Raw genomic sequence first — 26,550 nt, 5'->3', positions numbered from 1 at the left:
ATGCACGAGTGATCATGTCCAAGCGAAGTACCTTTACCCTGGGGGGCGCCGCACTGTGCGGCGCCCTGTTCCTCGGCGGCTGCGCGAACCAGATGTCCCAGCGCAGCGAGCATGAGGAGCGCGTCGAGCGCAAGCTGCTCGAACACACACTGCAGATTGATGTCGGCGAGCCCAAGGTGATGGAGCTTCCGCAGCGACGTGTACGCATCAATGAACAGAGGCGCTTCGAAGTCACCGAGTTCGAAGTTACCCGCCGCTATGACCGCTATACGCCCTACCAACCCTGGCGGGAGATCTACGAAATCCCGCTGGGCGCGGTGGCGGTAGTGGCCGGTGCAGGCGCCAACGTGGTCAACGTTTTTGCATTGGGCAACCTGCCGGAAAGCATGACGCACGACTGGCTCAGCTATGGCGTCGCCGGGCTCAACCCGTTCATGAACGTGCAGTCCAACGGTCGCGCCCAGCAGAACCTGGCAGGGATCAGTGAAGTGCAAAAGGACAAGCGCGAGGAGTTCACCAGCCTGCCCTGGAGCGAGCGCCTGGTCGAGGTCAAAGCCGGCAAGATGACCCACGCACTGACCACCGACAGAAACGGCGTGCTACGCCTGAACCTGCTGGACAGCCCTTTCTCGGAGCAGCACCTGAACCACGTCGGCACCCTGCACCTGCAAGTGGTCGATGAAGACAACGCTGTGCGGGGCGACGCCAGCCTGCTGGTCAGCGCCACCCTGCGCAACAAGCTGCGTGAAGCCCATGAGCTGATTTTCGACGACCTGGAAGACGACGATGTCGGCCAGTGGGTACACCGGGTCAAGCGCCTTTCGGAGCTAGGCCTGGAAGAGGAAGCCAGCGAGATGGAGCAGAGCCTGATCGAACTGACCCGCAACGATCCGGAGCTGCAACAGGAGTTTGTGCAGGCACTGACCAAGGCCACCGGCCGGTTGGTGGCTGACCCAGGCGCACAGTAATAAAAGAAGGGGCTGCAGTGCAGCCCTTCTTTTATTCGTCTGCGAACAATTCCAACTGCTCGTGAGCCCCGCGCAAGTCGCGCAACCTCACCCCTACCCCTAGCAACCTCACCGGCTTGCCACCGCGGGCGAATGCTTGCCGTAGCAACTGTCTATAGCTGTCCAGGTCCCTACCCGCCCCTGCCTGCTCCAGGGTTGTCTGGCTGAAGTCATGGAATTTGACCTTGACGAAAGGTTTGTCCGGCCGATAGCTGCTGTCCATACGAGCGATCCGTTCATTCAGGCTGACCAGCAGTTCAGGCAAGCGCTCCAGACAACTGGCCAAGTCCGGCAGATCCGTGTCATAGGTGTTCTCCACGCTTACTGACTGCCTACGGCTATCGTTGTGCACGGCGCGATCATCGACACCCCGCGCCAGCCCCCATAGGCGTTCACCGAAACTGCCGAACTCCCGCACCAGCGCCAGCCGCGACCAGTCACGCAGGTCCAGGCACGTGTCGATACCCAACCGAGCAAGCTTGTCTGCAGTGACCTTGCCGACACCATGCAGCCTGGCAACGGGCAATGCGGCGACAAAAGCTTCCACCTGATCGGGCGTAATCACGAAAAGACCATTGGGCTTGCGCCAGTCACTGGCAATCTTGGCCAGAAACTTGTTTGGCGCCACCCCAGCCGAGACGGTGATGTGCAAGGTGCGCGCGACACGCCTGCGAATATCTTCGGCGATGCGCGTCGCGCTGCCGGCAAACCACTGGCTGTCGCTGACATCCAGGTAGGCCTCATCCAGCGACAATGGCTCGATCAGGTCGGTGTAGTCGCGGAAGATGCCATGAATCTCGCGTGATGCTTCGCGGTAGGCCTCGAAACGCGGTTTGACGATCAACAAGTCAGGGCAAAGCTTCAGTGCATGGCGCGATGACATGGCCGAGCGCACCCCATAGGCACGCGCTTCATAATTGCAGGTGGCGATCACCCCACGATGGTCCGGCGAGCCACCCACGGCCATGGGGCGACCGGCCAGGCGCGGGTCATCACGCATCTCGATCGCGGCGTAGAAACAATCGCAGTCGATGTGAATGATCTTGCGCAAAGACATGGATGACCGTCAGCACTGTAAATTCATACAGATAGTACCGCATGCTCTGTCAGCGAGACAGCCAACGCAGAGGTGCACTCGACAATTGGCCTGAAAGCCGCAGAGCGACTGAGTTGCCTGCCTTATTGAAGGGCTAAGGGTTTGAACGAAAAAGGTTTTTTGAACGAAAAGCTTGACAGTGGGCGTTAAATCCGTAGAATTCGATCTCACAGGCGCGGGATGGAGCAGCCTGGTAGCTCGTCGGGCTCATAACCCGAAGGTCGTCGGTTCAAATCCGGCTCCCGCAACCAGATTCAAGAAAAGGCCACTGTTAACGCAGTGGCCTTTTTCTTTTGCCCTAAAAATAGTCTTTGGTTGAAAACGTAAGCAAATCAATAAGTAACGCTTGACACCCTGCACGTTCACTGTAGAATTCGTTTCCACAGGCGCGGGATGGAGCAGCCTGGTAGCTCGTCGGGCTCATAACCCGAAGGTCGTCGGTTCAAATCCGGCTCCCGCAACCAGATTCGAGAAAAGGCCACTGTTAACGCAGTGGCCTTTTTCTTTTGCCTTCGAAAAGCAGGCCACCCGTAAGTTACTGACCCATCAAAAGTAATGCTTGACCGCCGCAGTCAACGCTGTAGAATGCGCACCTCTGACGCGGGATGGAGCAGTCTGGTAGCTCGTCGGGCTCATAACCCGAAGGTCGTCGGTTCAAATCCGGCTCCCGCAACCATATTCGTCAGAACAAACCCCGCCTGTGTAACAGCAGCGCGGGGTTTGTTGTTTTTCCCCTCCTGAAAAATCCCGGCCCCGTAGCCAGCCTTGGCTTTGCGGCGCCACCTTCTGGATGAACTATCTTTAACCCTCCCAAAGGACTGAAAGTCACGTTGCCCGGAGTAATATCTGGATACGTTTCCACAGGGAGATTCACTTGGCCGCACCATCCCCCTACCTCGCGCTGCTTGCCCGGGGTAACTCATGACAGACCGCAACCCAGAAGCCCAGGCCCCACTCGCCTCAACCCTGCCCACGGCTGCGCAGCGTTTGCCGTGGCTGGAGCGGGTGAGCCGCTATCGCCAACCCATCACCCTGGCAGTCACCCTGGTGCTGTTCGCGATGGCACTGATTGCCTGCCGACACTTGCTCAGCGAACTGGATATCTATGCACTGCACGATGCGATGCTCAGCGTGCCCACCCGCTCGCTGGTCGGCGCACTACTCGCGGCGACAATCGGGTTTTTGATCCTGCTGGGGTACGAATGGTCGGCCAGCCGCTACGCCGCCGTGAAGTTGCCCCGGCGTACGCTTCTGCTGGGCGGTTTCAGCGCATTTGCCATTGGTAACGCCATTGGCCTGTCGATGCTCTCGGGCGGTTCGGTGCGCTATCGCCTGTATGCTCGAGAAGGCCTGGGGGCCGCCGAAGTCGCGCGCATGACAGTGTTCGCCAGCCTTTCCTTGGGCTGTGCCCTGCCCCCCCTGGCAGCCCTGGCCACCTTGAGCAACTTGCCAGCGGCGGCTGCCGCCCTGCACCTGCCCGCCTCTGTAATGGCCGCAGTCGCTATCGGCGTGCTGGTACTGACTGCATTACTGGTGGCCGGCCTGTATCGCCGACGCCTGGCAGAGCAGCCGTTGCCAGACAGCCTGCTGGTACAACTGGGCCGCCGGACGCTGCGCCTGCCCGGCGCACGCCTGGCAGCGCTGCAATTGGTCATCACCGCGCTGGATGTAGCCGCCGCCGCGACGGTCCTTTACCTGCTGCTCCCAGAAGCCCCTCCGTTCGGCGCGTTCGTGCTGGTGTATCTGCTGGCCCTGGCTGCCGGTGTACTTAGCCATGTGCCTGGCGGGGTCGGGGTGTTCGAGGCGATCTTGCTCGCTGCCTTCGCCAATCAGCTGGGCGCCGCGCCACTGGCCGCCGCACTGCTACTGTACCGCTTGATCTATGTGGTATTGCCATTGCTGCTGGCCTGTGTGCTGCTGCTGGCCAACGAAGCCAGGCGCTTGCTGTTTGCGCAGCAGGCGCTCAAGGCCGCCTCCGGGCTGGCCGCTCCGGTCCTGGCGATCCTCGTGTTTCTCTCCGGCGTGGTGCTGTTGTTCTCTGGCGCCACACCAGAAATCGACACTCGCCTGGAACACATGGGCTTTCTGGTACCCCACCGCCTTATAGATGCCTCGCACTTCGGTGCCAGCCTGATTGGCGTGCTGTGCCTGCTATTGGCCCAGGGCTTGCGCCGACGCCTCTCTGCGGCTTGGCTGCTGACTACCGTTCTGCTACTGGTTGGCGCACTGCTGTCGTTGCTCAAAGGCTTCGACTGGGAAGAGGCCTGCCTGCTGACCTTCACCGCAGCCCTGCTCGCGTTGTTCCGCCGTTCGTTCTACCGCCCAAGCCGGCTGTTGGAACTGCCGTTCTCACCGGTATTCCTGGCAGCGAGTGCGTGCGTGGTCGGTGCTTCGGTGTGGCTGCTGCTTTTTGCCTACCAAGACGTGCCCTACAGCCATGAACTGTGGTGGCAATTCACCCTCGATGCCGATGCCCCACGCGGCCTGCGCGCCGCCATGGGCAGCGCGATACTGTTGCTGGCCGTGGCCCTGACCTGGCTGCTGCGCACTGCCCGGCCGGTCATACACTTGCCAGACGACGCTGAGATACAGCGCGCCAACCGCATCCTGCTGGCTTCCGACCAACCTGACGGCGGCCTGGCGCTGACCGGTGACAAGGCCCTGCTGTTCCATCCCAATGACAACGCCTTCCTGATGTACGCACGCCGGGGCCGCAGCCTGGTAGCGCTGTACGATCCGATCGGCCCGGCCCAGGAACGCGCCGAGATGATCTGGCAATTCCGCGACCTGTGCGACCTGCACCATGCTCGCCCGGTGTTCTACCAGGTGCGCGCGGAGAATCTGCCGTTTTACATGGACATCGGCCTGACCGCACTCAAGCTCGGCGAAGAGGCCCGGGTCGACTTGCGCCGCTTCGACATCGAAGCCAAAGGCAAGGAGATGAAAGACCTGCGCTACACCTGGAACCGCGGCGGCCGCGACGGCTTGAGCCTGGAGATCCATGAACCCGGCCAGGCCCCCCTGGCCGAGCTCAAGGAAATCTCGGATGCCTGGCTCGGCGGCAAGAACGTGCGCGAAAAGGGCTTCTCGCTGGGCCGTTTCAGCCCTGAGTATCTGCAGCATTTTCGCATCGCCCTGATTCGCTACCAAGGCCGGCCGGTGGCGTTTGCCAACCTGCTTGAGACTCACGGCCACGAACTGGCCAGCCTGGATCTGATGCGCGCCCACCCCGAAGCACCGAAGCTGACCATGGAATTCATGATGATCGGCCTGATCCTGCACTACAAAAACCATGACTACAGCCGGTTCAGCCTGGGCATGGTACCGCTTTCCGGCTTGCAGCCCCGGCGCGGCGCCCCCCTCGCGCAGCGCCTGGGCTCGATGGTGTTCCGTCGCGGTGAACAGCTTTACAACTTCCAGGGGCTACGCCGCTTCAAGGACAAGTTCCAACCGGACTGGGAACCCCGCTACATGGCTGTGCCAGCCGGGCTCGACCCGCTGGTGGCACTGGCCGACACTGCCGCCCTGATTGCAGGCGGCCTGACTGGATTGGTGAAACGTTGATGATCCGACGCTACTGGCTGTACCTACTGATACCCCTGCTGCTGGCCGCATTGGCCGGGGCTACCGCCTTCTGGTTGTGGGCCCGTCCGGCCCCAGAGGCGCACCTTGAGCAACTGCCGGTCAATGACACCCACATCACCCGCGTCACCCCGGGCGTTCATGCCAAGGCCTGGGTGGCCATCGGCGTGCCTGAGGACCAGGCGCTGACCGACAAGCAGTTGCTTGACTTGAGTCAGGCCGGTGAGGCCCAGCTGGTGCAGGTGATCCTGCCGCCGGGGGACTGCACTCACCAGCAGCAGTCGATGGACAAGGCCATGACCTTGCTGGCCGAAAAACCGACGCTGGTGGCCGGTATCGGCCCAGGTGCGGCCCAGGCATGGCGTTGGCTGGCCACGCAGAATGACGACAAGGCCCGAGCCATCTCCGTCGACTTCAACATGGAGCAGCCCGGGTGCACTGCAGCCTTGCCCAAGTCCGCCCCTCATGGCCACTGGAGCGTCGCCTGGAACGACAACCCGGATGATGCCAGCGCCGCGTTCGTGCGCGACCAGCGCAATGCCGAGACCAGCATCAGCGACTACGACATTCACCTGCCACAAGTGCTCAAGGCGCAGCTGACCCAGGCCTTGGTGGGCCACGATGGTAACGCGCTGGCTATCCCGGTGGTGGAGGTGCCCGCCGGGCAAACCACCGACACCGTCACCCTCTTCCTCTCAGGCGATGGCGGCTGGCGCGACCTGGACCGCGATGTGGCCGGTGAAATGGCCAAATTGGGTTACCCAGTGGTCGGCATAGACACCCTGCGTTACTACTGGCAGCACAAGACACCCGAGCAAAGCGCTGCCGACCTGTCGGCACTGATGCAGCATTATCGTCAGAAATGGGGTACCAAGCGCTTCGTGTTGACCGGCTATTCGTTCGGGGCCGACGTGCTGCCGGCCATCTACAATCGCCTGCCTGCCGAGGACCAGCAACGTGTCGATGCGGTGATGCTGCTAGCCTTCGCCCGCAGTGGCAGCTTCGAGATCGAGGTTGAGGGCTGGTTGGGCAAGGAAGGTCAGGAAGCACCTACCGGGCCGGAGATGGCGAAACTGCCGGCGGCCAAAGTGGTGTGCATTTATGGCGTGGAAGAGGCCGACGAAAGCGGTTGCACCGACAAGACTGCCGTGGGCGAACGCATGAAGCTGCCCGGTGGGCACCACTTCGACGAGAACTATCCGGCGCTGGCCAAGCGCTTGATCGATGAAATTGAAACACGCCAGGGCAAGCCTAGCGTGGCAGAACAGAACTGAGGCCTGGCGAGGGCCGCATTGCGGCCCTCACGGGCGTCAGATCTCGACCTGTGTACCCAGCTCGATCACCCGGTTGAGCGGCAGGTTGAAGAACCGCAGGTTACCGTTGGCATTCTTGAGCAGGAACGCGAACAGGTTGCCCCGCCAGCGCGACATCCCCTCAAGACGCGACGCGATCACCGTTTCGCGGCTAAGGAAATAAGTCGTACGCATCGGGCTGAAATCCAAGCCGTCCAGGTGGCATAGCTTAAGGGCCGCCGGCACATCCGGCTCATCCATGAAACCGAAGTGCAACAGCACCCGGAAGAAGCCGTCGCCATAGGCCTCCACCTCAAATCGCTCCTGCTCGGGCACCCGCGGCCGGTCTTCACTCACCACCGTCAGCAGCACCACCTGGCTGTGCAGCACCTGGTTATGCAACATGTTGTGCAATAGCGCGTGCGGCACCGCATCCGGCCTCGCGGTGAGGAACACGGCAGTACCTTCGACACGGTGCGGTGGCTGTACGCGAATGCTGCTGATGAAAACCGGCAGCGGCAGCCCACCCTCATCGATTCGCTCGACCAGAATCTGCTTGCCGCGCTTCCAGGTGCTCATCAGCAGGAACAGCACACCCCCGGCCAGTAACGGGAAGGCGCCGCCCTGGACAATCTTCGGCACGTTGGCGGCGAAGAACAGCCCGTCTATCAGCAGGAAACCAATCAGAATCGGTACCGCCAGCACCGGCGGCCACTTCCACAACAACAGCATCACCGCCGACACCAGGATGGTGGTCATCAGCATCGTACCTGTCACCGCGACGCCATAAGCAGCCGCCAGCGCGCCGGATGAGCCAAAACCGATCACCAGCAGCACCACGCCCACCATCAGGGTCCAGTTGACCGCTGCGATGTAGATCTGCCCCTGCTCGTCGCTGGAGGTGTGCTGGATATGCATGCGCGGGATGTAACCCAACTGGATAGCCTGGCGTGTCAGGGAGAAAGCACCCGAGATCACCGCTTGCGAAGCGATTACCGTGGCCATGGTGGCCAGGCCCACCAGCGGCAGCAACGCCCAGGCCGGCGCCAGCAGGTAGAACGGGTTGCGCGCAGCATCAGGGTTTTGCAGCAATATCGCGCCCTGGCCAAAATAATTGAGCACCAATGCTGGCAGCACCAGGGCGAACCAGGCCCGGGCAATCGGCTTGCGCCCGAAATGGCCCATGTCGGCGTAGAGCGCCTCGGCACCGGTCAAGGCCAGCACCACCGCACCGAGGATGGCCACGCCCATGCCCGGGTGCACGATGAAGAAATGCACCGCCCAGCCCGGGTTGAACGCCTTGAGCACCTCGGGGCTTTGCGAGATGCCATGCACCCCCAGCGCCGCCAGCACCACGAACCAGGTGACCATGATCGGGCCGAACAGCTTGCCGATCTTATCGGTGCCATGCTTTTGCACCAGGAACAGCCCCACCAGCACCACCAGCGAAAGCGGCACCACCCAATGGTCGATACCCTCGAATGCCAGGCCCATGCCCTCCACTGCCGACAGCACCGAAACCGCCGGGGTGATCATGCTGTCGCCGTAGAACAGCGAGGCGCCGATCAGGCCGCAGATGACCATCAGCGTGCGCAGGCGTGGGTAGGCCGCCGTGGCCCGCCGCGCCAGCGCGGTCAGGGCCATGGTGCCGCCCTCCCCCTGGTTGTCGGCGCGCAGGATGAACATCACGTACTTGAACGAAACCACCCACAGCAGCGACCAGAGGATCAGCGAGAGGATCCCCAGTACACCATCGTGACTGACCGGCACCCCGTAACCGCCGGTGAAAACTTCCTTGAGGGTATACAACGGGCTGGTTCCGATATCGCCGTAGACCACCCCAACAGCTGCCACCAACAGGCTCAGCGACCGCGTCGTCCCCTGACCGCCCTCGGCGTGACTGCTTGCCTGAACCATCGACCACTCCCGCAAACGGCCATCTAGACCCGTAGAATTCTGCCCCACGCCTGGGGATCGCACATACCCCGGCGCAACGGGGCGAAGCATAGCGCAGCGTTCGTCGCATTTGTGCTGGTCAAGCGACCTTGCGCTCGCTAGAATTGCGCACTTTTTGATCAGAGGCGCCCAAAAGCGCCCGTCAGGGTCGCCGCCGTTTCCGGCCGGGCGGCCTGTATTCAATACCGAGGTTAGTCATGTCCACCACTCCCGCCACCCCCAAGGTAGGGTTCGTCAGCCTGGGTTGCCCAAAAGCCCTGGTTGATTCCGAGCGCATTCTGACCCAGCTGCGTATGGAAGGTTATGAAGTCGTGCCCACCTACGAGGATGCCGACGTGGTGGTGGTCAACACCTGCGGCTTCATCGACAGCGCCAAGGCCGAGTCGCTGGAAGTGATCGGCGAAGCGATCAAGGAAAACGGCAAGGTCATCGTCACCGGCTGCATGGGTGTCGAGGAAGGCAGCATCCGTGACGTGCATCCCAGCGTGCTGTCGGTCACCGGCCCCCAGCAGTACGAGCAGGTAGTCAACGCCGTGCACGAAGTGGTACCACCCCGCCAGGACCACAACCCGCTGATCGACCTGGTGCCACCGCAGGGCGTCAAGCTGACCCCGCGCCACTACGCCTACCTGAAGATCTCCGAAGGCTGCAACCATAGCTGCAGCTTCTGCATCATCCCGTCGATGCGCGGCAAGCTGGTCAGCCGCCCGGTCGGCGAGGTGCTGAGCGAAGCCGAACGCCTGGTCAAGGCCGGCGTCAAGGAGATCCTGGTGATCTCCCAGGACACCAGCGCCTACGGCGTCGACGTCAAGTACAAGACCGATTTCTGGAACGGTCGGCCAGTCAAGACCCGCATGCTTGAGCTGTGCGAAGCGCTGAGCAGCCTGGGCGCTTGGGTGCGGCTGCACTACGTCTATCCGTACCCGAACGTCGACGACGTGATCCCGCTGATGGCCGCCGGCAAGATCCTGCCGTATCTGGACATCCCGTTCCAGCACGCCAGCCCGAAAGTGCTCAAGTCGATGAAGCGCCCTGCCTTCGAAGACCGCACCCTGGCGCGCATCAAGCGCTGGCGCGAGCAGTGCCCGGAACTGGTGATTCGCTCGACCTTCATCGTCGGCTTCCCGGGCGAAACCGAAGAAGACTTCCAGTACCTGCTGGACTGGCTGACCGAAGCTCAGCTCGACCGTGTCGGCTGCTTCCAGTACTCACCAGTCGAGGGTGCGCCTGCCAACGACCTGGGCCTGGAAGAGGTGCCGGATGACGTCAAGCAGGCGCGCTGGGACCGCTTCATGGCTCACCAGCAGGCTATCAGCAGCGCCCGCCTGCAACTGCGTATCGGCAAGGAAATCGAAGTGCTGATCGACGAAGTCGAAGAGCAAGGCTCGGTTGGCCGCAGCTTCTTCGATGCACCTGAGATCGATGGCAGCGTATTCATCGACGGCGACCATGGCTTCAAACCGGGCGACAAGGTCCGTTGCCGGGTGGTCGATGCCGACGAGTACGACATGTGGGCAGAGCCAGTCTGAGGCCGCGCCTATAGAAGAAGCCCCGCCCCACTGGCGGGGCTTTTTGCATCTATGGTTTCCTCATTGGCCACCGAGGAACACCGGCATGCATTCGGCATTGACGCTGCAAACGCCCCACCTGTCTGATTACCCGGAACTGGTTCAGGTCTGGGAAAGCTCGGTGCGCGCAACCCACGATTTTCTGCCAGACGCTTACATCCTGCTGCTGCGCGATCATGTGCTACGCAAGTACCTGGATGCCGTGATGCTGGTCTGCTGCAAGGACCGCCAGCGCATCTGCGGTTTTGCCGGTGTCGCCAATGGGCGTGTGGACATGCTGTTCGTGGCACCGGAATACCGCGGCCGAGGCGTGGGCAAGCGCTTGCTCCGTTATGCCATCAGCGAACTGAACGCCCAGTACCTGGACGTCAACGAACAGAACCCCCAAGCCTTGGGCTTCTACCGGCACGAGGGCTTCGAAGTGATCGGGCGCTCGGAAACGGATGGCCTGGGGCAGCCCTATCCATTGCTTCATATGAAGCTTATTCGTACAGCGTCCTAAGACTTTGTCGCAGGATGCCGTGCAATACTTCCGAAATGGCGGATTTGGCACAGATTCCCGTCATCAGCCCCGCATGGACAGGTACAATGCAAGACTTTCCCTGCCTTGCGAATTGCCCGCCATGTCCGAACCCGTCCGCCTGTCCAAACGCCTCATCGAGCAGCTCGGTTGCTCACGCCGGGAGGCAGAGCTGTACATCGAAGGAGGGTGGGTCACGGTCGATGGCGTGGTAGTCGAGCAGCCTCAGTTCAAGGTTGACCAGCAAGCGGTCGAGCTGTTGCCGGGCGCCAATGCCGAGGCGCTTGACCCGGTTACCCTGCTGCTCAACCAGCCTGCCGGTGTCGATATCGATACGGCCCGCGCCAGCATCAACATGGCCAGCCTCAGCGAAGCGCATCGCGAAGGCGTGCGGCCGCTGCACGGGCACTTCACCCGGCTGACCTGTTCGGCCCCCCTGGAGCGCGGAGCCAGTGGCCTGCAGGTGTTCACCCAGGATTGGCGGGTTACCCGCAAGATCGAAGCCGACCTGCGTCGCCTGGAACAGGAATACATCATCGAAGTGCGCGGCGAGACTACGCCACAGGCGCTGGAGCGCCTGGCGCGCGGCGCGACGCGCAATGATCGGGAACTGCCCAAGGCCAAGGCCAGCTGGCAGAACGAGACCCACCTGCGCCTGGCCCTGAAAAATCCACAGCCTGGGCAAATCTCCGAGATCTGCGCCTACCTGCGCCTGGAAATCCTCAGCATGCGCCGCATTCGCCTGGGTGGTGTCTCCATGGGCAAGCTGCCAGTGGGCAACTGGCGCTACCTGGCCGGCACTGAACGTTTCTAAGCAATGCGCCACGCCCTGGCGTGGCATTTGAACAGGATTTTGCAGCAATGAACCACAACGATGTCCTGCGCAGCCTGCGCTACATGCTCAAGGTGAACGACGCCAAGATGGCCGAGATCATCGCGCTCTCGGGCCTGGAGGTTAATCCGCTGGTGCTCGCCACCTACCTGAAGAAAGAGGACGAGGCCGGGTTTGTGCGCTGCCCCGAACGGGTCATGGCGCACTTTCTCGACGGGTTGGTCTTCTACCGTCGCGGCAAGGACGACAGCCGTCCGCCACAGCCTGTTGAGCTGCCGGTGACCAACAACACCATCCTCAAGAAGCTGCGCGTAGCCTTCGAGCTCAAGGAAGACGACCTGCATGCGATCCTCAAGTCGGTCAACTTCCCGGTTTCCAAGCCCGAACTCAGCGCACTGTTCCGCAAGGTGGGCCATGACAACTATCGGCCTTGCGGCGACCAGTTGCTGCGCAACTTCCTCAAGGGCCTGACCCTGCGCGTACGCGGCTGACTCGCGATGCACCATACGGTTTCGCCTGTTGGCATCGTGCGCTCCTGCTTCAAGGAGAAATTCGCCATCCCACGGCAGCCACAGCTGGCGCCGGCTGCACGTGGGGTACTTGAGTTGCTGCCGCCGTTCGACCAAGGTGAGGCCGTGGCGGGCCTGGAGCAGGTCAGCCATGTGTGGCTGTTGTTCCTGTTCCATCAGGCCCTGGAAGACAAGCCACGCCTCAAGGTGCGCCCACCCCGCTTGGGCGGCAACAAGAGCATGGGCGTGTTCGCCACGCGAGCGACCCACCGGCCTAATGGTATCGGCCAGTCGGTGGTGCGCCTGGAGGGGGTGGAACCGGGGCGGCTGCTACTGTCCGGCATCGATCTGCTCGATGGCACGCCGGTGCTGGACATCAAACCGTATGTTCCCTATGCCGATAGCATCGCCGGGGCGAGCAACCTGATGGCCAGCGATGCGCCTGCCGCGATCGCCGTGCAATGGGGCGATAGTGCCCTGCCCCAGGCGCGCGAACACGCCCTGCGCCTGGGCGAGCCACTGGTGGAGCTGATCGAGCAGTGCCTGGCACAGGACCCTCGACCGGCCTATCAGGTGCCAGTACCGGAGCGGGTGTATGGGGTGAAGTTCTGGGATGTGCAGGTCAGGTGGCACTACCCGGAGCCGGATGTGATTCGGGTGCTTGAGGTCGTTGCGGAAAACTGAAGGCACTGGCAGCCTCAGGCGCACAGGCTTAATGGCCTTGTCAGGGCTGCTACGCAGCCGATCGCAGGCAAGCCGGCCCTCACAGGGACCGCGCAGTCATTGAGGCCTGCGCTGTACCTGTGGGGGCCGGCTTGCCGGGGATGGGCCGTAAAGCGCTTGGCTGACTGGCATCAGGCCAAGCTTGCTACCGGTCGATTACTTCTCGACGAAGGCACGTTCGATCAGATAGTCACCCGGCTCACGCATGCGCGGGGAGATCTTCAGGCCGAAGCTGTCGAGGACTTCGCTGGTCTCGTCGAGCATGCTCGGGCTACCACAGATCATCGCGCGGTCGTCCTGCGGGTTGATCGGTGGCAGGCCAATGTCGCTGAACAGCTTGCCGCTGCGCATCAGGTCGGTCAGACGGCCCTGGTTCTCGAACGGCTCGCGGGTCACGGTCGGGTAGTAGATCAGCTTGTCACGTACCGCTTCACCGAAGAACTCGTTCTGCGGCAGGTGTTCGGTGATGAACTCGCGATAGGCCACTTCATTCACGTAACGCACACCGTGCACCAGGATCACTTTCTCGAAGCGCTCGTAGGTTTCCGGGTCCTGAATGACGCTCATGAACGGCGCCAGGCCAGTGCCGGTGCTCAGCAGGTACAGATGCTTGCCCGGGTTGAGGTCGTCGAGGACCAGCGTGCCGGTAGGCTTCTTGCTGATGATGATCTCGTCGCCTTCCTTCAGGTGCTGCAGCTGGGAGGTCAGCGGACCGTCCGGCACCTTGATGCTGAAAAATTCCAGATGCTCTTCCCAGTTGGGCGAGGCGATGGAGTAGGCGCGCATGAGCGGACGGCCGCTGTCCTGCTGCAGGCCGATCATCACGAACTGACCGTTCTCGAAGCGCAGGCCCGGGTCGCGGGTGCACTTGAAGCTGAACAGAGTGTCGTTCCAGTGATGCACACTGAGGACACGTTCGTGGTTCATGTTGCTCATCGATGGGGCTCCTGAAGAAAACGCAGCGCGCAAAGCGCACAGTTGCGCGATAGTTTAGGGGCAGCGACAATATCTGTTAACTGAATTATCAAGATATGTGTTATCGGTTATATAGATATGCGATTCACACTTCGTCAGCTACAGGTATTCGTCGCCGTGGCCCAGCATCAGAGCGTCTCTCGAGCCGCCAGCGTGCTGGCCCTGTCGCAGTCGGCTGCCAGCACGTCCATCACTGAACTGGAGCGGCAATCGAGCTGCCAGTTGTTCGATCGTGCAGGTAAACGCTTGGCCCTCAATGCCTTGGGCCATCAGTTGCTGCCGCAAGCGGTTGCGCTGCTCGACCAGGCCAAGGAGATCGAAGACCTGCTCAACGGCAAGTCCGGTTTTGGCTCACTGGCAGTCGGCGCCACACTGACCATTGGCAACTACCTGGCCACCTTGCTGATCGGCAGCTTCATGCAGGTACACCCGGAAAGCCAGGTCAAACTGCACGTGCAGAACACAGCCCATATCGTGCACCAGGTTGCACAATACGAAATTGATCTGGGTCTGATCGAAGGCGACTGCAGCCATCCAGACCTGGAGGTGCAGCCTTGGGTGGAGGACGAACTGGTGGTGTTCTGCGCGCCGCAACACCGGCTGGCCGAGGTGGGCCATGCAGATATCGAAAGCCTGTCCCAGGAAGCCTGGATCCTGCGTGAGCAGGGTTCTGGGACACGACTGACGTTCGACCAGGCCATGCGCCATCATCGCGCCAACCTGAACATCCGCCTGGAGCTGGAACACACCGAAGCGATCAAACGCGCTGTGGAATCAGGCCTGGGCATTGGCTGCATATCGCGCTTGGCACTGCGTGATGCCTTCCGGCGTGGCAGCCTGGTGCCGGTTGAAACCCCGGAGCTGGACCTGATGCGCCAGTTCTATTTCATCTGGCACAAGCAAAAATACCAGACCTCGGCCATGCGCGAGTTTCTTGAGTTGTGCCGTAACTTCACCGCAGGCTTCACCCGCAGTGACGAAATTGTTCTGCCGCCGATCGCTTAGAGCAGAATAACGCCCCAGACCAACGCCACCATCGTCAACGCTACGAGTTGCGCAGCACTGCCCATGTCCTTGGCGTTTTTCGAAAGCGGGTGGCGCTCCAGCGAAATGCGGTCAATGGCCGCCTCTACCGCCGAGTTGAACAGTTCGACGATCAGCCCGAGGAGGCACACCGCAATCATGATGGCCCGCTCTGCGCGGCTTACCGGCAGCCAAAAGGCAATCGGGATCAGCAGCACATTGAGCAGTACCAGTTGACGGAAAGCAGCCTCGCCTTTGAAGGCAGCGCGCAGGCCGTCCAGCGAATAGCCGGCGGCATTGAAGATACGTTTGAGGCCGGTCTGGCCTTTGAATGGCGACATGTGCGTCACTTCACCGATGAAAGGCCAGCAGACTAGTCCAAAACGAGTCAAAAAAGCGTGAAGCTGCAAGCAGTTAGCTGCTTGCAACAGATTCAAGTTGTTGCAGCAGCAAGGCCGCCTGGGTTCGCGTGCGCACGCCCAGCTTGCGGAAGATCGCTGTCACATGAGCCTTGATGGTCGCTTCCGACACATTCAGCTCGTAGGCGATCTGTTTGTTAAGCAAGCCTTCACAGACCATGGTCAGCACGCGAAACTGCTGTGGCGTAAGGCTGGCCAGGCCTTCGCTGGCGGCTTTGGCCTCGGCCGACACATCGACCCTTTCGAATGCCTGAGGCGGCCACCAAACGTCGCCATCGAGCACCTTTCTCACTGCATCCTGAATCACTTCCAGCCCACTGGACTTTGGAATGAAGCCACTGGCCCCGAACTCACGGGACTTGACTACCACGGCAGCCTCTTCCTGAGCCGAGACCATCACCACCGGGATCTGAGGGTACTGGCCACGGAGCAGGACCAGCCCGGAGAAACCATAGGCACCCGGCATGTTCAGGTCCAGCAGGACCAGATCCCAGTCGGCTTTTTCGCTCAGTCGGCTTTCCAGCTCGGCGATGCTCGCCACCTCGACCAGGCGCACATCCGCACCCAGGCCGAGGGTGACGGCCTGGCGCAGAGCGCTACGAAACAGTGGGTGGTCATCGGCAATCAGGATTTCGTACATGGCCATCGATCTAAGGATCCTGTTCTGTGCCAGGCGCAGCGGCGGAATAATAGCGCCCGGCGGGGAATCGGCGCCAAGGTGCCGCGCACAACCGGGCGGGTCAAACCACTCGCCCCGCCGCCTCGCTTCATCCTGGCCGCCAGCCCCGTCATTATGAACCAAAGTGGGGCTCGTGCCCCTTGGACTATAGGAAGGTATGCAAACGCTGGTGGGTAGCGTCCTGCTCATCCAGTGGCAGACGACGCTTGCCACTGAGGTAGTGCAGGCTGAACACATCAAGGTACGCATCCAGGGCTTGGGAAGCCTGGTGGTCACCCGCAAGGTCCAAGCACATGGCAGCCACTTCCGCAGTGCAGAAATGATCATCGCGCTTGGAGCGGCGCAAGCGATAGCGCGACATCTGCTCAGCTTGCAGGCTGAGCACCGGGAAGCGGTCAAGATAAGGGCTCTTGCGGAACATTTTGCGGGCTTCGGTCCAGGTAGCGTCCAGCAGGATGAACAAAGGCCGCTTGCCCGGCACACGAACGACCTCGCTGACCACCCGCTCCTGGGCGACGAATTCCCCGGGGAAGACGATGTACGGCTGCCACTGGGGGTCTGCCAGCAGGGACAACAATCGTTCGTCCACCGCCGTGCGCAACCAGCCGAAGGCAGAGGTCTCTTCGATGACGTCGGCGATCAGCCAGCCGGTGTTGGTGGGCTTCAGTGGCTCGGTATCATGCATCAACAGGCATACACCCGAGTCGGCCTGCACCTTTGGCTTCCAGGCACATAGACAATGGGTGGCGATAACCCGACAGTCAGGGCAACGTTCGGCACGTGAGCCACGAGCAATGAACGGCTTGATGCTACGGGCCAGCCGTTCGGCGCGCAGGCGCGCTACCGCATGGCTCATGCTGGCAAGCCTCGGAACAGGTTGTGACTGGACACTGCGATAACTCGATGAAAACAAAGCGCCATTCTATCAGAGCGGGCGTCATTTGCCGTGCAGCTGGACGGGCTGGTCCTTTATAATCGGCGTTTGGTGGCCGCGAGCCTACCCGCGATACTGCAGGTTTCATGGAACACCAGCCGTCTGCGCATGTCGAAGCGCCAGTCACCGAACCAGGAGAGATTCATGCTGCGTCTTATCGTCCCGACCCTGAGCCTGTTGCTCACCCTGCCACTGGCAGCCCAGGCGGCCTCCAAGCAGGAGTTCGAGCTGAACAAGCTGCTGGAAAAGGTCGCCAAGCAAAGCAGCGTCGGCACCCCAAGGGCCATCAACGAAGATATCCTCGACCAGGGCTATACCGTTGAAGGCAGAGCACTGGTCAATCACCTGAGCGTACGCGCCGAGCACGCCGCACGCATGCAGGAAAAACCCGCCGAGGTGCGTAGCCAATTGGGTGACAGCGTCTGCCGCAATAGCGGCTACCGCAACCTGATGTCCAAAGGCGCCGTGATGGTCTATCGCTTCACCGTCTACAAGACCAACGAACCTGTCATGGACCAGGCCTTCGACGCTGCCAGCTGCACTGCCGGCAACAAGAAGAAGTAATCAACTGACCCGCTCATCCTCCGCGCGCTGCGGCTCTTCGTCGGCGCGCATCTCTGCCAAAAGCGCCTGCAGATAGGGTGATTGGCACTCCAACGCAGCCAACCGCCGCAAGCACTCCGCTTCCAGGCTCACATGATGGACCTGGGCCGCATGTTCCAGCTGCTGATACAGCTGCCGGTCTACCTCGATGACCAAGCGATGCATACCGCCACCTCCTGCATCGACACGTTTCGCTTCTCCAGTTAACCAAACCCTTGCCATCAATGGCCGCGTGCCGACGAGTGGCCGCACCGATAGTGCCTGCACGAAGTGGCGCAAGGGTCTAGATTGATAGCGAAGCGCACAAAAACGACAAGATGAATGACGCACTGCATCAGGGCCTTGAAGGCCTACTGCAATGCTCGGGACGCACACTCGAGCAAGAGCAGCCAGCGACGCACGTAGTGTCGCGGCCGAGCCCAGCCATCAGCTCGGTCAGAGGTTTTGCTGCAGAAGGAGACGTTGAATGCCTTACCAACCCAATGAGTATCTGTTCAATCACTTCAGGGACAGTGGTATCGACCTGAGCAAGCTAGACGAACAACTGCAACTGGTCGCACCGGACAGCCCCAACCTGCCACTGTACCGGGACATGATGCTGACCATCTTGCGCATGGCCCACGACGACAGCGATCGCTGGAGTGCCAAGATCACCTTGCAGGCCCTTCGCGAACTGGACCACTCCTTCCGCAGCCTGCAACGCTACAAGGGCCGGCGCAAGGTCACGGTTTTTGGCTCGGCGCGCACACCGCTGGAACACCCGATGTATGCCTTGGCCCGCGAACTGGGCGCCACACTGGCCCGCTCCGACCTGATGGTCATTACCGGCGCAGGTGGCGGCATCATGGCCGCTGCGCATGAAGGCGCGGGTAGCGACCACAGCCTGGGTTTCAACATCACCCTCCCTTTCGAACAACACGCCAACCCTACAGTGGACGGCACTGACAAGCTGCTGCCCTTCCACTTTTTCTTCATTCGCAAGCTGTTCTTCGTCAAGGAAGCGGACGCCCTGGTCCTTTGCCCCGGAGGTTTCGGCACGCTCGACGAAGCACTCGAAGTACTGACCCTGATTCAAACTGGCAAAAGCCCACTGGTACCGGTGGTGCTGCTGGACTCACCAGGTGGCAGCTTCTGGCAAGACTGCCTGGACTTCATCAGCAGGCAACTGGAAGAAAACCGCTACATCCTACCCAGTGACCTCAAGCTGCTACGCCTGGTGCACAGTGCCGACGAGGCAGTGGAGGAGATCAACCAGTTCTACAGCAACTACCACTCCAGCCGTTGGCTGAAGAACCAGTTCGTGATCCGCATGCATCATCGGCTCAGCGACGCAGCACTGCATGAAATTCAGGAAGCTTTCGCCGATTTACGGCTCAGCGGTAAGTACTACCAACATGCCGACAGTGGCGCAGAGCATGAAGTAGGCAACTACAACCACCTGACCCGCCTGACCTTTGCCTTCAATGGGCGCAATCAAGGGCGTCTGCGTGAGCTGGTGGATTTCATCAATCTGTCGGAGAACTGGGCAAAGCCCCAGCCGATGCATACTACACAGCGGGCAAGGGAGGCGCTGAAGGTCAGCTGAGTACGCCTGCCTGCGATGTGGCTGTTAGATCAATAGTCGTCCAAGTCTCGGCCGCTGAGCAGGCGGCCGATCATGTCCATGGGAAACCCACGGTAAGCGAGAAATCGGGTCTGCTGGGCGCGGCTGCGGGGGTCCTGCGGACGTTGACCGGCATATTTGCGCTGCCAGGCATCCTGTAACCGCTCTGCCCAGTTCACACCACAGTCACGCAGTGCCTGATCGACATCGCCACGGTTCAGGCCACGCTGGCCGAGTTCCTCGCGAATACGCGCTGGACCATAGCCGGCATTGGAACGGTACCTGATGAAGCTTTCGAGGTAGCGAGCCTCGCTGAGCAGCCCTTCTTCGGCGAGCCGATCGAGCGCTGGCTCGATCAACTCATCCGTAGCGCCGCGCTGACGCAGTTTACGCGTCAGCTCGACGCGACCATGCTCGCGGCGCGCAAGCAGGTCCATGGCTGTCCGCCGAACGGCGACGGGGGTGTCGAGTACGACGGACATGATCAGGCCAAGCAGCTATCAATAACCGGCGTCGGCGTCAGCCACGTCGTCGGCGTTGGCATCGGCTGCAGCAGCCTTGCCCGCTTCGGCAACGACACCCGCCTTGAGCAGCTTCTCACGAATCTGCTTCTCGATCTCGGCGCCAATGGCCGGGTTCTCTTGCAGGTACTTGGCCGCGTTAGCCTTGCCTTGGCCGATCTTGTTGCCTTGGTAGGCATACCAGGCCCCCGACTTCTCGACCAACCCTTGGGAAACACCCAGGTCGATGATTTCGCCGTTACGGTAGATACCCTTACCGTAAAGAATCTGGAATTCAGCCTGACGGAACGGCGGCGAGACCTTGTTCTTGACGATCTTGACGCGAGTTTCGCTGCCGACGACTTCGTCGCCTTCCTTGACTGCACCAGTACGGCGGATGTCCAGGCGCACCGAGGCGTAGAACTTCAGGGCATTACCACCGGTGGTGGTTTCGGGGCTACCGAACATCACACCGATCTTCATACGGATCTGGTTGATGAAGATGACCAGGCAGTTGGCATTCTTGATATTACCGGTGATCTTACGCAGCGCCTGGGACATCAGACGGGCCTGGAGGCCAACGTGCATGTCACCCATCTCGCCTTCGATTTCCGCTTTCGGCACCAGGGCGGCCACGGAGTCGACGATGATTACGTCAACGGCGTTGGAACGCACCAGCATGTCGGTGATTTCCAGCGCCTGCTCACCGGTATCCGGCTGCGAAACCAGGAGGTCGTCGACATTTACACCCAGCTTGCCGGCGTACTCAGGGTCCAACGCGTGCTCGGCGTCGACGAAGGCGCAGGTGGCGCCGCTTTTCTGGGCTTCGGCGATGACCGACAGGGTGAGCGTGGTTTTACCCGAAGACTCCGGGCCATAAATCTCGACGATACGGCCTTTTGGCAGGCCGCCGATGCCCAGGGCGATGTCCAGGCCCAGGGAGCCGGTGGAGATGGCCGGAATGCCGGTGCGCTCGTGATCGCCCATGCGCATGACTGCGCCCTTGCCGAATTGGCGTTCGATCTGACCCAGGGCCGCAGCCAAGGCGCGCTTCTTGTTGTCGTCCATTGAAATCCTCACGTGTTCGACTTGGCCCTGATGGCCGGAATACCTGTATAAGTAGCCAGTATTATTCCACAGGGAAGCGCTTGAGCAAACCCCTGTCGTCGATTTACTCGGCACCAAGCTGTAACAAGCCGTCTAACGCGGCGATCACCGTCTGTCGGCGCACTGCTTCACGGTCGCCGTCGAAGTGGCGACGCTCACTGATCACATGACTGCCATCGGCCCATGCCAGCCACACGGTACCAACGGGTTTGGCCGGCGAGCCACCATCGGGCCCGGCCACACCGCTCACTGCCACTGCGAAACGCGCACCGCTGGCCGCTTGGGCGCCGCGCACCATGGCTTCGACCACTTCCTGACTGACTGCACCTACCTGGGCGAACAAATGTTCAGGGACCCCAAGCTGGCGGGTCTTCTGAGCATTGGAGTAGGTGACATAGCCAGCCTCGAACCAGGCGGAGCTGCCAGGTACGCGGGTGATAGCTTCGGCGATCCCACCGCCGGTGCAGGATTCGGCGGTGGTGACCTGGGCGCTGAAACGGCGCAGGTGCTCGCCCAGCCGGGCGGAGAGAACGGTAATCGGGTCCATGTGCAGTTCCTGGAAGAGGCAGAGCCACACCCTAGCATTTGAGGTGGGTGATCGGGATAGTCGTTGCTGCTTCATACCTCCGCTCAGCGCAGCAATCCCCGCACATAATCCTGGCAAGCCCGCAACGCCATCAATCCTCGGTCGCCTTCATCGGTGATGGCGATAATTCGTGCAGCATGCGCCGGCTCAAGTCGGGCGCGTACGGATGCATGATCCACGCCGCCGGCGCCGGCGGCGGCAGGCACTGCGGAACAAGCGGCGTCGCGCTCGACCAAGGCTGACAACCGTACATCGGCAGTAGCCAGGCGATCACGCAGGCGAGCCTGGGACTGTTGCGCATTGGTCAACTCCTGGTAATGACGGGTTTCACTCTCATGCAACTGCCGCTCCAGGCGCTGGTTTTGCTCGCGCACCTCAAGCACCCTGGTCGCCATCGCCTCGGCTTGGGCTTGCGCCTGCTGCGCCAACAGCCGGCCATAGCGCCAGTTCTGGGCCTGCCATACCAACGCTGTGTACAACAGGATCAAAAGTACGCTTAGCCCCAACCGCAGTCGGCTCAACACAGCACCTCACGTGCCCGCGCCCAGAGCTTCAAACGATCCTCCAGACCGTTCAACCCACCATTTATATGGCGCGTGATACGGTTGAACTCGCCCCGGTCCGCCAACCCATTCAACCCCCGGGAATGCCAGAACCACGCCGCGGACTCACACGCCCAGCGCGGCTGCTCCAGCAGTTGCGGCTGGGCTAGCAGGCGCTCGTCGTTGAACAATGCCCGACTACAGGCCTGATAGTTGCTGCGACCGGTCACCTGGATCAGGCCCCGTCCACAATAAAACTGGCCGTCGCCGTCCTCCTGCGGTGTATTGCCCAGGCGCCGGGCGACGCTTCCCGTGTCGTAACGGGCCAGGTAGCTATTGCTGCCCAGTTCCTTCACATAACGTAACTGGCTCGACTCATGGCCGACCTGGGCGATGAACGCAGCCAACCGCTTGGGGTTGTCGATCTCCCAACGTGGCAGGGTGATGTTCAGGGCAGGAAGAAAAACACCGGCGACATAACGGGCGTTGGGCAAAATCTGTAGCAATTGCGCTTCTGTAAGCATATCTGACCTCCTTGCGTGGTTCATTCCTCAGGCCTTGGTCACTGCCTCAAGACGCGGGGCGGCGCCCTTGGCCTTCAACTTGCCTGCCTTGCCACCATTCCCCTGCACGGTTGTACGCCAGCCCGACAGGGTGAATACCTGCTCCACCGAGTCGATTTGATACTGCCCGTTCATACCGTCGACAAAGCCATGCAAATCGATGCTGCGCTCGGCAAACAGGTCGGTGCGTCCAGGCAGATCCAGGCGCACATTGGCGCTTTCGCGATTGAAACCGGCTAGCCGCGCCCTGGCCGCCTGTTCGGCTGCCGCACGGTTGGGGTAAAGATGTCGGTCCGTATGCACCGGCCGCTGGGCGCCTGCAGCCTCGGCGTTGACCAGTTCGAGGATCTTCGATTCACCACTGGCAGTATCCTGATGGCGAGTACGCACAGCCTGGCGCCCCGCCTTGTCGTCCAGCCGCAAATGCCACTGGCTGACCTGGTCATGGGCAATGCCGACCACGTCCAGGGGCTTGCCACTGGCGCTGCGCCCCGCCTGGCGTGGCAGCACCAGCAACTGGCCGTTGGCCAGTTTGGCGGTGCAGTCATACTGGCGGGCCAGGCGGGTGATGAAGTTGAAATCCGATTCGTTGTACTGATCGACGCGCGGTACCTGAATAAGCACCGGGCAGATCGCCTGCCAGCCATTACGCGCTGCAACCTCGGCGACTATGCGTTGCAGCGTCACTGTCTCCCAACTGCCACTGCGCACGGTTCTGCCGCTGCCGCTCAAGTCACTTGCCTTACCGCGAATCAACAGGGTGTCCGGTGGCCCGGAGAGCTCCACCTCATCGACGGTGTAACGCCCCAACCGGGTCAGCGGTTGACCGGCGTAACCCATATGCACCTCAATCACCGCGCCACGGGCAGGCAACGCCACGGTGCCGTCTCGCGCATCGATGCGTAACTCGAAGTCGTCCGACTCCAACCCCGGCTTGTCAGTGGTGCGCAATAGCAACAGACGATCATTGATCAGCGAAGTAATGTCCTGGCCATCGGCCTGGATGCGAAATTGCGGTTGCATGGCCTCAGTCCCAGAGCTGTACGACGTTGGCCGGCGCCAGCGTCAAGGTTGGCAAGCGAATCGTCACCCCGCTGCGAAACGGCTGGGCCTCGTCTGCCAACCCCTGATTGGCTTGCAGCACCGCCTCCACGCTGCCATCGAGGTGCCCGTAATAGTGGTGGCAGAGGGTGTCGAGCACATCTCCTTCAGATGTTTTGCAAGTCTTGTCCATAACTCACGAACTCCAGTGAAAAGCCTTGTTTGCGAGGAATGCCACCGGCCAGAAAAGCGCCCTGCTCTTCTTCGATGCTGGTCATGCACCAAGTGCCGAGCACTTCGCCGTAGCCTGTGGTCAACGACAATGGCAAGAGCTGACGGCCGATGCTTCGCAGCGCCTGCAACTGCCCCACTCCCCCCTTGAAACCGGGGAAGATGGCGCCACGGATGCTGATGGTTTCTTCGCCCAGGCTGACCGCTTGCTGCGCGGTGGCACGTGCCAGGCGCTCCTGGGCAGCCCAGCGGAAACGGGTTTGCCGGCGCAACTGGTCGAAGGCGGCGGTATCGAGGTTGAAATAGTACGGTGGCGCGTTTGCCTTCAATGGCTGCAGCACCAGCAGATGCGCAAACGGTGTGATCGCCTCTGCCGCAGGAGTGGCCTGAGGTAGCAAGCCAAAAGTCGACAGCACGCCGCTGGCCAGCGCCCGCACATCGCCAATCACGCGGCGGATTGCCGTACCCGCCTTGCCCAGATGCTCGGCGAAGGCATTGACGCGATCACGCACCTTGCGCACCACCTCCAAGGACTGGTTGTACTTGGCGATCACCATGTCAACACGCTGCTTGGCAGAGTCGATGGCGCGCATCGTACGTTGCAGGCGTTTGCCTATCTCCGGGCCGATCCATGGCAGAGCTTCGAGTTCAGCGGCTGCCTCCTTGGCATGGCCGACCGCCTGGGCCATCGGTTCGAGCATGGCGTCGGCACGTCGACGCCCCTCCTCGCCTGCCTTGACCAGCGCATGCAAGGCGCCTTGGAGCTGTTCCAGATAGATCATGAAATATCCTCACGCGTAGATGGGATCAGAAAGCTGCGTAGCCGCCTTGCGGCTGATCAGTTCCTGTAGCGTGCGTTGCACCATCGCCTCCAACCGTTGCAGGACGGCCGGATCGTCGAGGCAGCCGTTGATCGTTACCGGCATGTTGGCGTTGAAGGTGAACTGTTGAGCGATCGGCGGAGACTGTTTGGCCTGAGGGGGCAAGGGACCGTCAGGGTCTGGAAGTGCGGGTGCCGCCGGGGGTGCGCGCAAGGGGAATGGACGATCGCCTGCTGCTTCATTCAACGCCTCGGGTGAGGCAGGCCGGAGCAGCGACACTGGCGCCGGCCGCTGCGGCTGGACTGCCTTGGGCTGAGCCGCAGCGGGGTGTGCCAGCAGGTGCCGGGTGATCCGGGTACCGACCTGCTCATCAAGAAACGCCGTCTGAGGCGGGGGGGTGAGCGAATGCTTGGGCGTGTCCAGCAGTGACACCCGCGGCAAAGAGCGCTTAGCCACCCACTTTTGTCGCGCCAGTTCCGGCGTCGACATCAGGCGTTTGGCAGTTGCCGTACCTAACTGAAGGCCAAACAACTCATTGGTCGGAATTGGCGTGACGAGCGGCTTGGGCGAAGCCAGAAGAGAAACGGCTGGCAATGGAGTATTTGCAGGTGGATGGGGCTCGTCCTTGGACAGTTTCCGCGCGAGCCATCCGCCAAGCACGGTACCGGCCTTGTCACCGAGCTCCCCCCCAAGCGTGGTACCCACTGACGGGCTTACAAAAGGAAAGAGTCTTTTGAGCACCACTGCCCCTGCAACTGAACCGCCCAATCCTCCAATAGCACCGCCGTAGCCGGCCCAAGCCTCCTCGGCTGTCTTGGCAGTCGCGTAGGTATGTCCTGCCTTCAGGGCCGCTTCCAGCAAAACACTCTTGCCTTCCTCCTTGAGGACTTCGCCAACTGTCTTCCAGGGCGGCGCACGTTTACCGATTTCTGTAGGAGAAGGGCCTGCATCTGCCCCGAGAGGATAAGGATCATTGGCTGCGGGGCTGCCTTTGCCCAACCAGCCCTTCAGCCTATTCCAGCTCATCGCTGAAGACCGTTTACCGGACTGATGAGCGCGCGCAATCGAGCCAATGCTCACACCAGTCAGCATGCCTTGCTCAAGTGAGCTCTGCGAGGTTGCAGCTTCCGCCGATGGGGCGGTCGTGGTGGGCGCAGCAACCGCTTCTAGTAGCCCCTGTTCGGAGTGAGGAGCAACACGCTTACCAAGCGCCGCTCCCACTTTTTCGCCAAAAAAGCCTCCCACCACCTTGCCATATTCGGCATTTCTGCCGGCGTACTTGCTCAAGGCTGCACCAAGCACACTTCCTGCAAAGCCTCCAGTCGCACCTCCCAGCCCTTCACCCCATTCTTGAGCAGTCGAAGCAGTAGCGGCGGTGGAACCTACCTTCAGTAGCGCACCCAGCCTTACGTCCCGAGCCGCCGCCTTTGCGGCGGCCAATGTTTGTGAACCGCGTCGCCGAGTGCCATGGCCCGGCTCGGTCGAAGGTGTAGCATCGGCGCCCAGGGGGTAATCATCATGTTCGACAAGTGGTGGTCGCCTCCTGGAGGCTTCACCTATCGAGAACGGCCCGGCAACAGGGCTAGCCCGGCCTTTACTGTTCTGCAAGGTATCTGCGCCCGCACCATCGACAACCTCGGCCATGGGCACGGAAGACGATTCGACGTCCTCGCTCACGGGGGCCCCTTGCCTCAGCGACTGCACAACGCGCCCAAGTATTCGGTTTTGATGACTGAATACCTGCGCAAGGTTGATCCGGTCGTGCTCAGGGTCAGTGCGTGGCGGTTGCGACGCATCTGTTGCCGCTGAGTTGTTCGCCATGCTTTTCTCCTTTCACT

At 61.4% G+C, this 26,550-nt stretch carries 28 protein-coding genes and 3 tRNA genes; 15 read left to right on the top strand and 16 right to left on the bottom strand.

Translation table 11 applies throughout. The features are described from left to right. Positions 1 to 14: 14 nt before the first annotated feature. Entirely contained in the window at positions 15 to 968 is a 954-nt protein-coding gene (locus JNA92_RS17750) for a hypothetical protein (protein WP_241805965.1), read from the top strand. Positions 969 to 999: 31 nt separating this feature from the next. Here the strand turns inward: JNA92_RS17750 and dinB are convergent, their stop codons facing one another. Further along, the gene (gene dinB / locus JNA92_RS17745; protein ID WP_241806130.1) at positions 1,000 to 2,058 is read right to left on the bottom strand and encodes a DNA polymerase IV; all 1,059 of its coding nucleotides are present in this window, start codon (positions 2,056 to 2,058) and stop codon (positions 1,000 to 1,002) included. Between the two features lie 219 nt (positions 2,059 to 2,277). On the opposite strand from dinB, the gene JNA92_RS17740 reads away from it, so the two are divergent. From JNA92_RS17740 to JNA92_RS17720, 5 genes are all read left to right on the top strand, one after another. Further along, positions 2,278 to 2,354, top strand: a tRNA-Met gene (locus JNA92_RS17740). Between the two features lie 136 nt (positions 2,355 to 2,490). After that, positions 2,491 to 2,567 (top strand) — tRNA-Met (locus JNA92_RS17735). Positions 2,568 to 2,702: 135 nt separating this feature from the next. After that, positions 2,703 to 2,779: transfer RNA gene (locus tag JNA92_RS17730), tRNA-Met, on the top strand. Positions 2,780 to 3,024: 245 nt separating this feature from the next. Continuing rightward, positions 3,025 to 5,667 carry a bifunctional lysylphosphatidylglycerol flippase/synthetase MprF gene (mprF, locus tag JNA92_RS17725; protein ID WP_241805964.1) on the top strand — a complete coding sequence of 881 codons (2,643 nt, stop codon included), beginning with the start codon at positions 3,025 to 3,027 and terminating at the stop codon, positions 5,665 to 5,667. Further along, positions 5,667 to 6,959: a virulence factor family protein gene (locus JNA92_RS17720; protein WP_241805963.1), complete on the top strand. Its 1,293-nt coding sequence runs from the start codon at positions 5,667 to 5,669 to the stop codon at positions 6,957 to 6,959. The genes mprF and JNA92_RS17720 overlap by 1 nt, the downstream gene beginning before the upstream one ends. A 36-nt stretch (positions 6,960 to 6,995) precedes the next feature. On the opposite strand, the gene JNA92_RS17715 is transcribed toward JNA92_RS17720, so the two are convergent. Next, on the bottom strand, positions 6,996 to 8,894 hold the full coding sequence (locus tag JNA92_RS17715; protein WP_241805962.1) for a potassium transporter Kup: 1,899 nt from the start codon (positions 8,892 to 8,894) through the stop codon (positions 6,996 to 6,998). A gap of 236 nt (positions 8,895 to 9,130) precedes the next feature. On the opposite strand from JNA92_RS17715, the gene rimO reads away from it, so the two are divergent. The 5 genes from rimO to tsaA all read left to right on the top strand — a co-directional run bounded on the left by rimO (position 9,131) and on the right by tsaA (position 13,046). Then, positions 9,131 to 10,462, top strand: coding sequence for a 30S ribosomal protein S12 methylthiotransferase RimO (gene rimO / locus JNA92_RS17710; RefSeq protein WP_241805961.1), 1,332 nt, complete (start codon positions 9,131 to 9,133; stop codon positions 10,460 to 10,462). A gap of 85 nt (positions 10,463 to 10,547) precedes the next feature. Continuing rightward, positions 10,548 to 11,003 carry a GNAT family N-acetyltransferase gene (locus tag JNA92_RS17705; protein ID WP_241805960.1) on the top strand — a complete coding sequence of 152 codons (456 nt, stop codon included), beginning with the start codon at positions 10,548 to 10,550 and terminating at the stop codon, positions 11,001 to 11,003. A gap of 121 nt (positions 11,004 to 11,124) precedes the next feature. Beyond that, positions 11,125 to 11,835: an rRNA pseudouridine synthase gene (locus JNA92_RS17700; RefSeq protein ID WP_241805959.1), complete on the top strand. Its 711-nt coding sequence runs from the start codon at positions 11,125 to 11,127 to the stop codon at positions 11,833 to 11,835. 47 nt (positions 11,836 to 11,882) lie between these two features. Beyond that, the gene (locus JNA92_RS17695) at positions 11,883 to 12,344 is read left to right on the top strand and encodes a DUF1456 family protein (RefSeq protein ID WP_241805958.1); all 462 of its coding nucleotides are present in this window, start codon (positions 11,883 to 11,885) and stop codon (positions 12,342 to 12,344) included. Positions 12,345 to 12,350: 6 nt separating this feature from the next. Beyond that, positions 12,351 to 13,046, top strand: coding sequence for a tRNA (N6-threonylcarbamoyladenosine(37)-N6)-methyltransferase TrmO (tsaA, locus tag JNA92_RS17690; RefSeq protein WP_241805957.1), 696 nt, complete (start codon positions 12,351 to 12,353; stop codon positions 13,044 to 13,046). Positions 13,047 to 13,241: 195 nt separating this feature from the next. Here the strand turns inward: tsaA and fpr are convergent, their stop codons facing one another. Then, a complete protein-coding gene (gene fpr, locus JNA92_RS17685; RefSeq protein ID WP_012315841.1) occupies positions 13,242 to 14,021 on the bottom strand; it encodes a ferredoxin-NADP reductase in 780 nt (259 codons plus the stop codon). A gap of 117 nt (positions 14,022 to 14,138) precedes the next feature. On the opposite strand from fpr, the gene finR reads away from it, so the two are divergent. Further along, complete coding sequence (gene finR / locus JNA92_RS17680; RefSeq protein ID WP_241805956.1) at positions 14,139 to 15,065, top strand: LysR family transcriptional regulator FinR; 927 nt, start codon at positions 14,139 to 14,141, stop codon at positions 15,063 to 15,065. On the opposite strand, the gene JNA92_RS17675 is transcribed toward finR, so the two are convergent. From JNA92_RS17675 to JNA92_RS17665, 3 genes are all read right to left on the bottom strand, one after another. After that, positions 15,062 to 15,424, bottom strand: a complete 363-nt coding sequence (locus JNA92_RS17675) for a diacylglycerol kinase (RefSeq protein ID WP_008094698.1) — start codon at positions 15,422 to 15,424, stop codon at positions 15,062 to 15,064. The two genes, finR and JNA92_RS17675, sit on opposite strands and share 4 nt — an antisense overlap. 73 nt (positions 15,425 to 15,497) lie before the next feature. Next, positions 15,498 to 16,148: a response regulator transcription factor ErdR gene (gene erdR / locus JNA92_RS17670; RefSeq protein ID WP_012315844.1), complete on the bottom strand. Its 651-nt coding sequence runs from the start codon at positions 16,146 to 16,148 to the stop codon at positions 15,498 to 15,500. A 178-nt stretch (positions 16,149 to 16,326) separates the two neighbouring features. After that, the gene (locus tag JNA92_RS17665; protein ID WP_241805955.1) at positions 16,327 to 17,037 is read right to left on the bottom strand and encodes a tRNA-uridine aminocarboxypropyltransferase; all 711 of its coding nucleotides are present in this window, start codon (positions 17,035 to 17,037) and stop codon (positions 16,327 to 16,329) included. 222 nt (positions 17,038 to 17,259) lie between these two features. Between JNA92_RS17665 and JNA92_RS17660 the strand changes: the two genes are divergently transcribed. Next, on the top strand, positions 17,260 to 17,679 hold the full coding sequence (locus JNA92_RS17660; RefSeq protein ID WP_241805954.1) for a quorum-sensing-regulated virulence factor family protein: 420 nt from the start codon (positions 17,260 to 17,262) through the stop codon (positions 17,677 to 17,679). Here the strand turns inward: JNA92_RS17660 and JNA92_RS17655 are convergent, their stop codons facing one another. After that, the gene (locus JNA92_RS17655) at positions 17,680 to 17,883 is read right to left on the bottom strand and encodes a hypothetical protein (RefSeq protein WP_241805953.1); all 204 of its coding nucleotides are present in this window, start codon (positions 17,881 to 17,883) and stop codon (positions 17,680 to 17,682) included. A gap of 301 nt (positions 17,884 to 18,184) precedes the next feature. On the opposite strand from JNA92_RS17655, the gene JNA92_RS17650 reads away from it, so the two are divergent. Then, positions 18,185 to 19,303, top strand: coding sequence for an LOG family protein (locus JNA92_RS17650; RefSeq protein ID WP_241805952.1), 1,119 nt, complete (start codon positions 18,185 to 18,187; stop codon positions 19,301 to 19,303). Between the two features lie 29 nt (positions 19,304 to 19,332). Here JNA92_RS17650 and recX read toward each other — a convergent pair whose 3' ends face one another. The 9 genes from recX to JNA92_RS17605 all read right to left on the bottom strand — a co-directional run bounded on the left by recX (position 19,333) and on the right by JNA92_RS17605 (position 25,999). Beyond that, positions 19,333 to 19,803 carry a recombination regulator RecX gene (recX, locus tag JNA92_RS17645; protein ID WP_241805951.1) on the bottom strand — a complete coding sequence of 157 codons (471 nt, stop codon included), beginning with the start codon at positions 19,801 to 19,803 and terminating at the stop codon, positions 19,333 to 19,335. Positions 19,804 to 19,821: 18 nt separating this feature from the next. Then, positions 19,822 to 20,889 carry a recombinase RecA gene (gene recA, locus JNA92_RS17640; protein WP_241805950.1) on the bottom strand — a complete coding sequence of 356 codons (1,068 nt, stop codon included), beginning with the start codon at positions 20,887 to 20,889 and terminating at the stop codon, positions 19,822 to 19,824. 103 nt (positions 20,890 to 20,992) lie between these two features. Then, positions 20,993 to 21,475, bottom strand: a complete 483-nt coding sequence (locus JNA92_RS17635) for a CinA family protein (RefSeq protein WP_241805949.1) — start codon at positions 21,473 to 21,475, stop codon at positions 20,993 to 20,995. An 83-nt stretch (positions 21,476 to 21,558) separates the two neighbouring features. After that, positions 21,559 to 22,035, bottom strand: coding sequence for a lysis system i-spanin subunit Rz (locus JNA92_RS17630; protein ID WP_241805948.1), 477 nt, complete (start codon positions 22,033 to 22,035; stop codon positions 21,559 to 21,561). Beyond that, positions 22,032 to 22,580 carry a glycoside hydrolase family 19 protein gene (locus JNA92_RS17625; protein ID WP_241805947.1) on the bottom strand — a complete coding sequence of 183 codons (549 nt, stop codon included), beginning with the start codon at positions 22,578 to 22,580 and terminating at the stop codon, positions 22,032 to 22,034. The genes JNA92_RS17630 and JNA92_RS17625 overlap by 4 nt, the downstream gene beginning before the upstream one ends. Positions 22,581 to 22,607: 27 nt before the next feature. Next, on the bottom strand, positions 22,608 to 23,642 hold the full coding sequence (locus JNA92_RS17620) for a phage late control D family protein (RefSeq protein ID WP_241805946.1): 1,035 nt from the start codon (positions 23,640 to 23,642) through the stop codon (positions 22,608 to 22,610). A gap of 4 nt (positions 23,643 to 23,646) precedes the next feature. Continuing rightward, positions 23,647 to 23,853, bottom strand: coding sequence for a tail protein X (locus tag JNA92_RS17615; RefSeq protein ID WP_241805945.1), 207 nt, complete (start codon positions 23,851 to 23,853; stop codon positions 23,647 to 23,649). Further along, complete coding sequence (locus JNA92_RS17610) at positions 23,828 to 24,673, bottom strand: phage tail protein (protein WP_241805944.1); 846 nt, start codon at positions 24,671 to 24,673, stop codon at positions 23,828 to 23,830. The genes JNA92_RS17615 and JNA92_RS17610 overlap by 26 nt, the downstream gene beginning before the upstream one ends. Positions 24,674 to 24,682: 9 nt before the next feature. Continuing rightward, a complete protein-coding gene (locus JNA92_RS17605; protein WP_241805943.1) occupies positions 24,683 to 25,999 on the bottom strand; it encodes a hypothetical protein in 1,317 nt (438 codons plus the stop codon). A gap of 231 nt (positions 26,000 to 26,230) precedes the next feature. Between JNA92_RS17605 and JNA92_RS17600 the strand changes: the two genes are divergently transcribed. Beyond that, a complete protein-coding gene (locus JNA92_RS17600; protein ID WP_241805942.1) occupies positions 26,231 to 26,521 on the top strand; it encodes a hypothetical protein in 291 nt (96 codons plus the stop codon). Positions 26,522 to 26,550 lie beyond the last annotated feature (29 nt).

The sequence above is a fragment of the Pseudomonas putida genome, assembly GCF_022627325.1.
Classification (GTDB): Bacteria; Pseudomonadota; Gammaproteobacteria; order Pseudomonadales; family Pseudomonadaceae; genus Aquipseudomonas; species Aquipseudomonas putida_X.
Note: the sequence above shows the minus strand (reverse complement) of the source record. Positions and strands in the feature narration are given on the sequence as shown.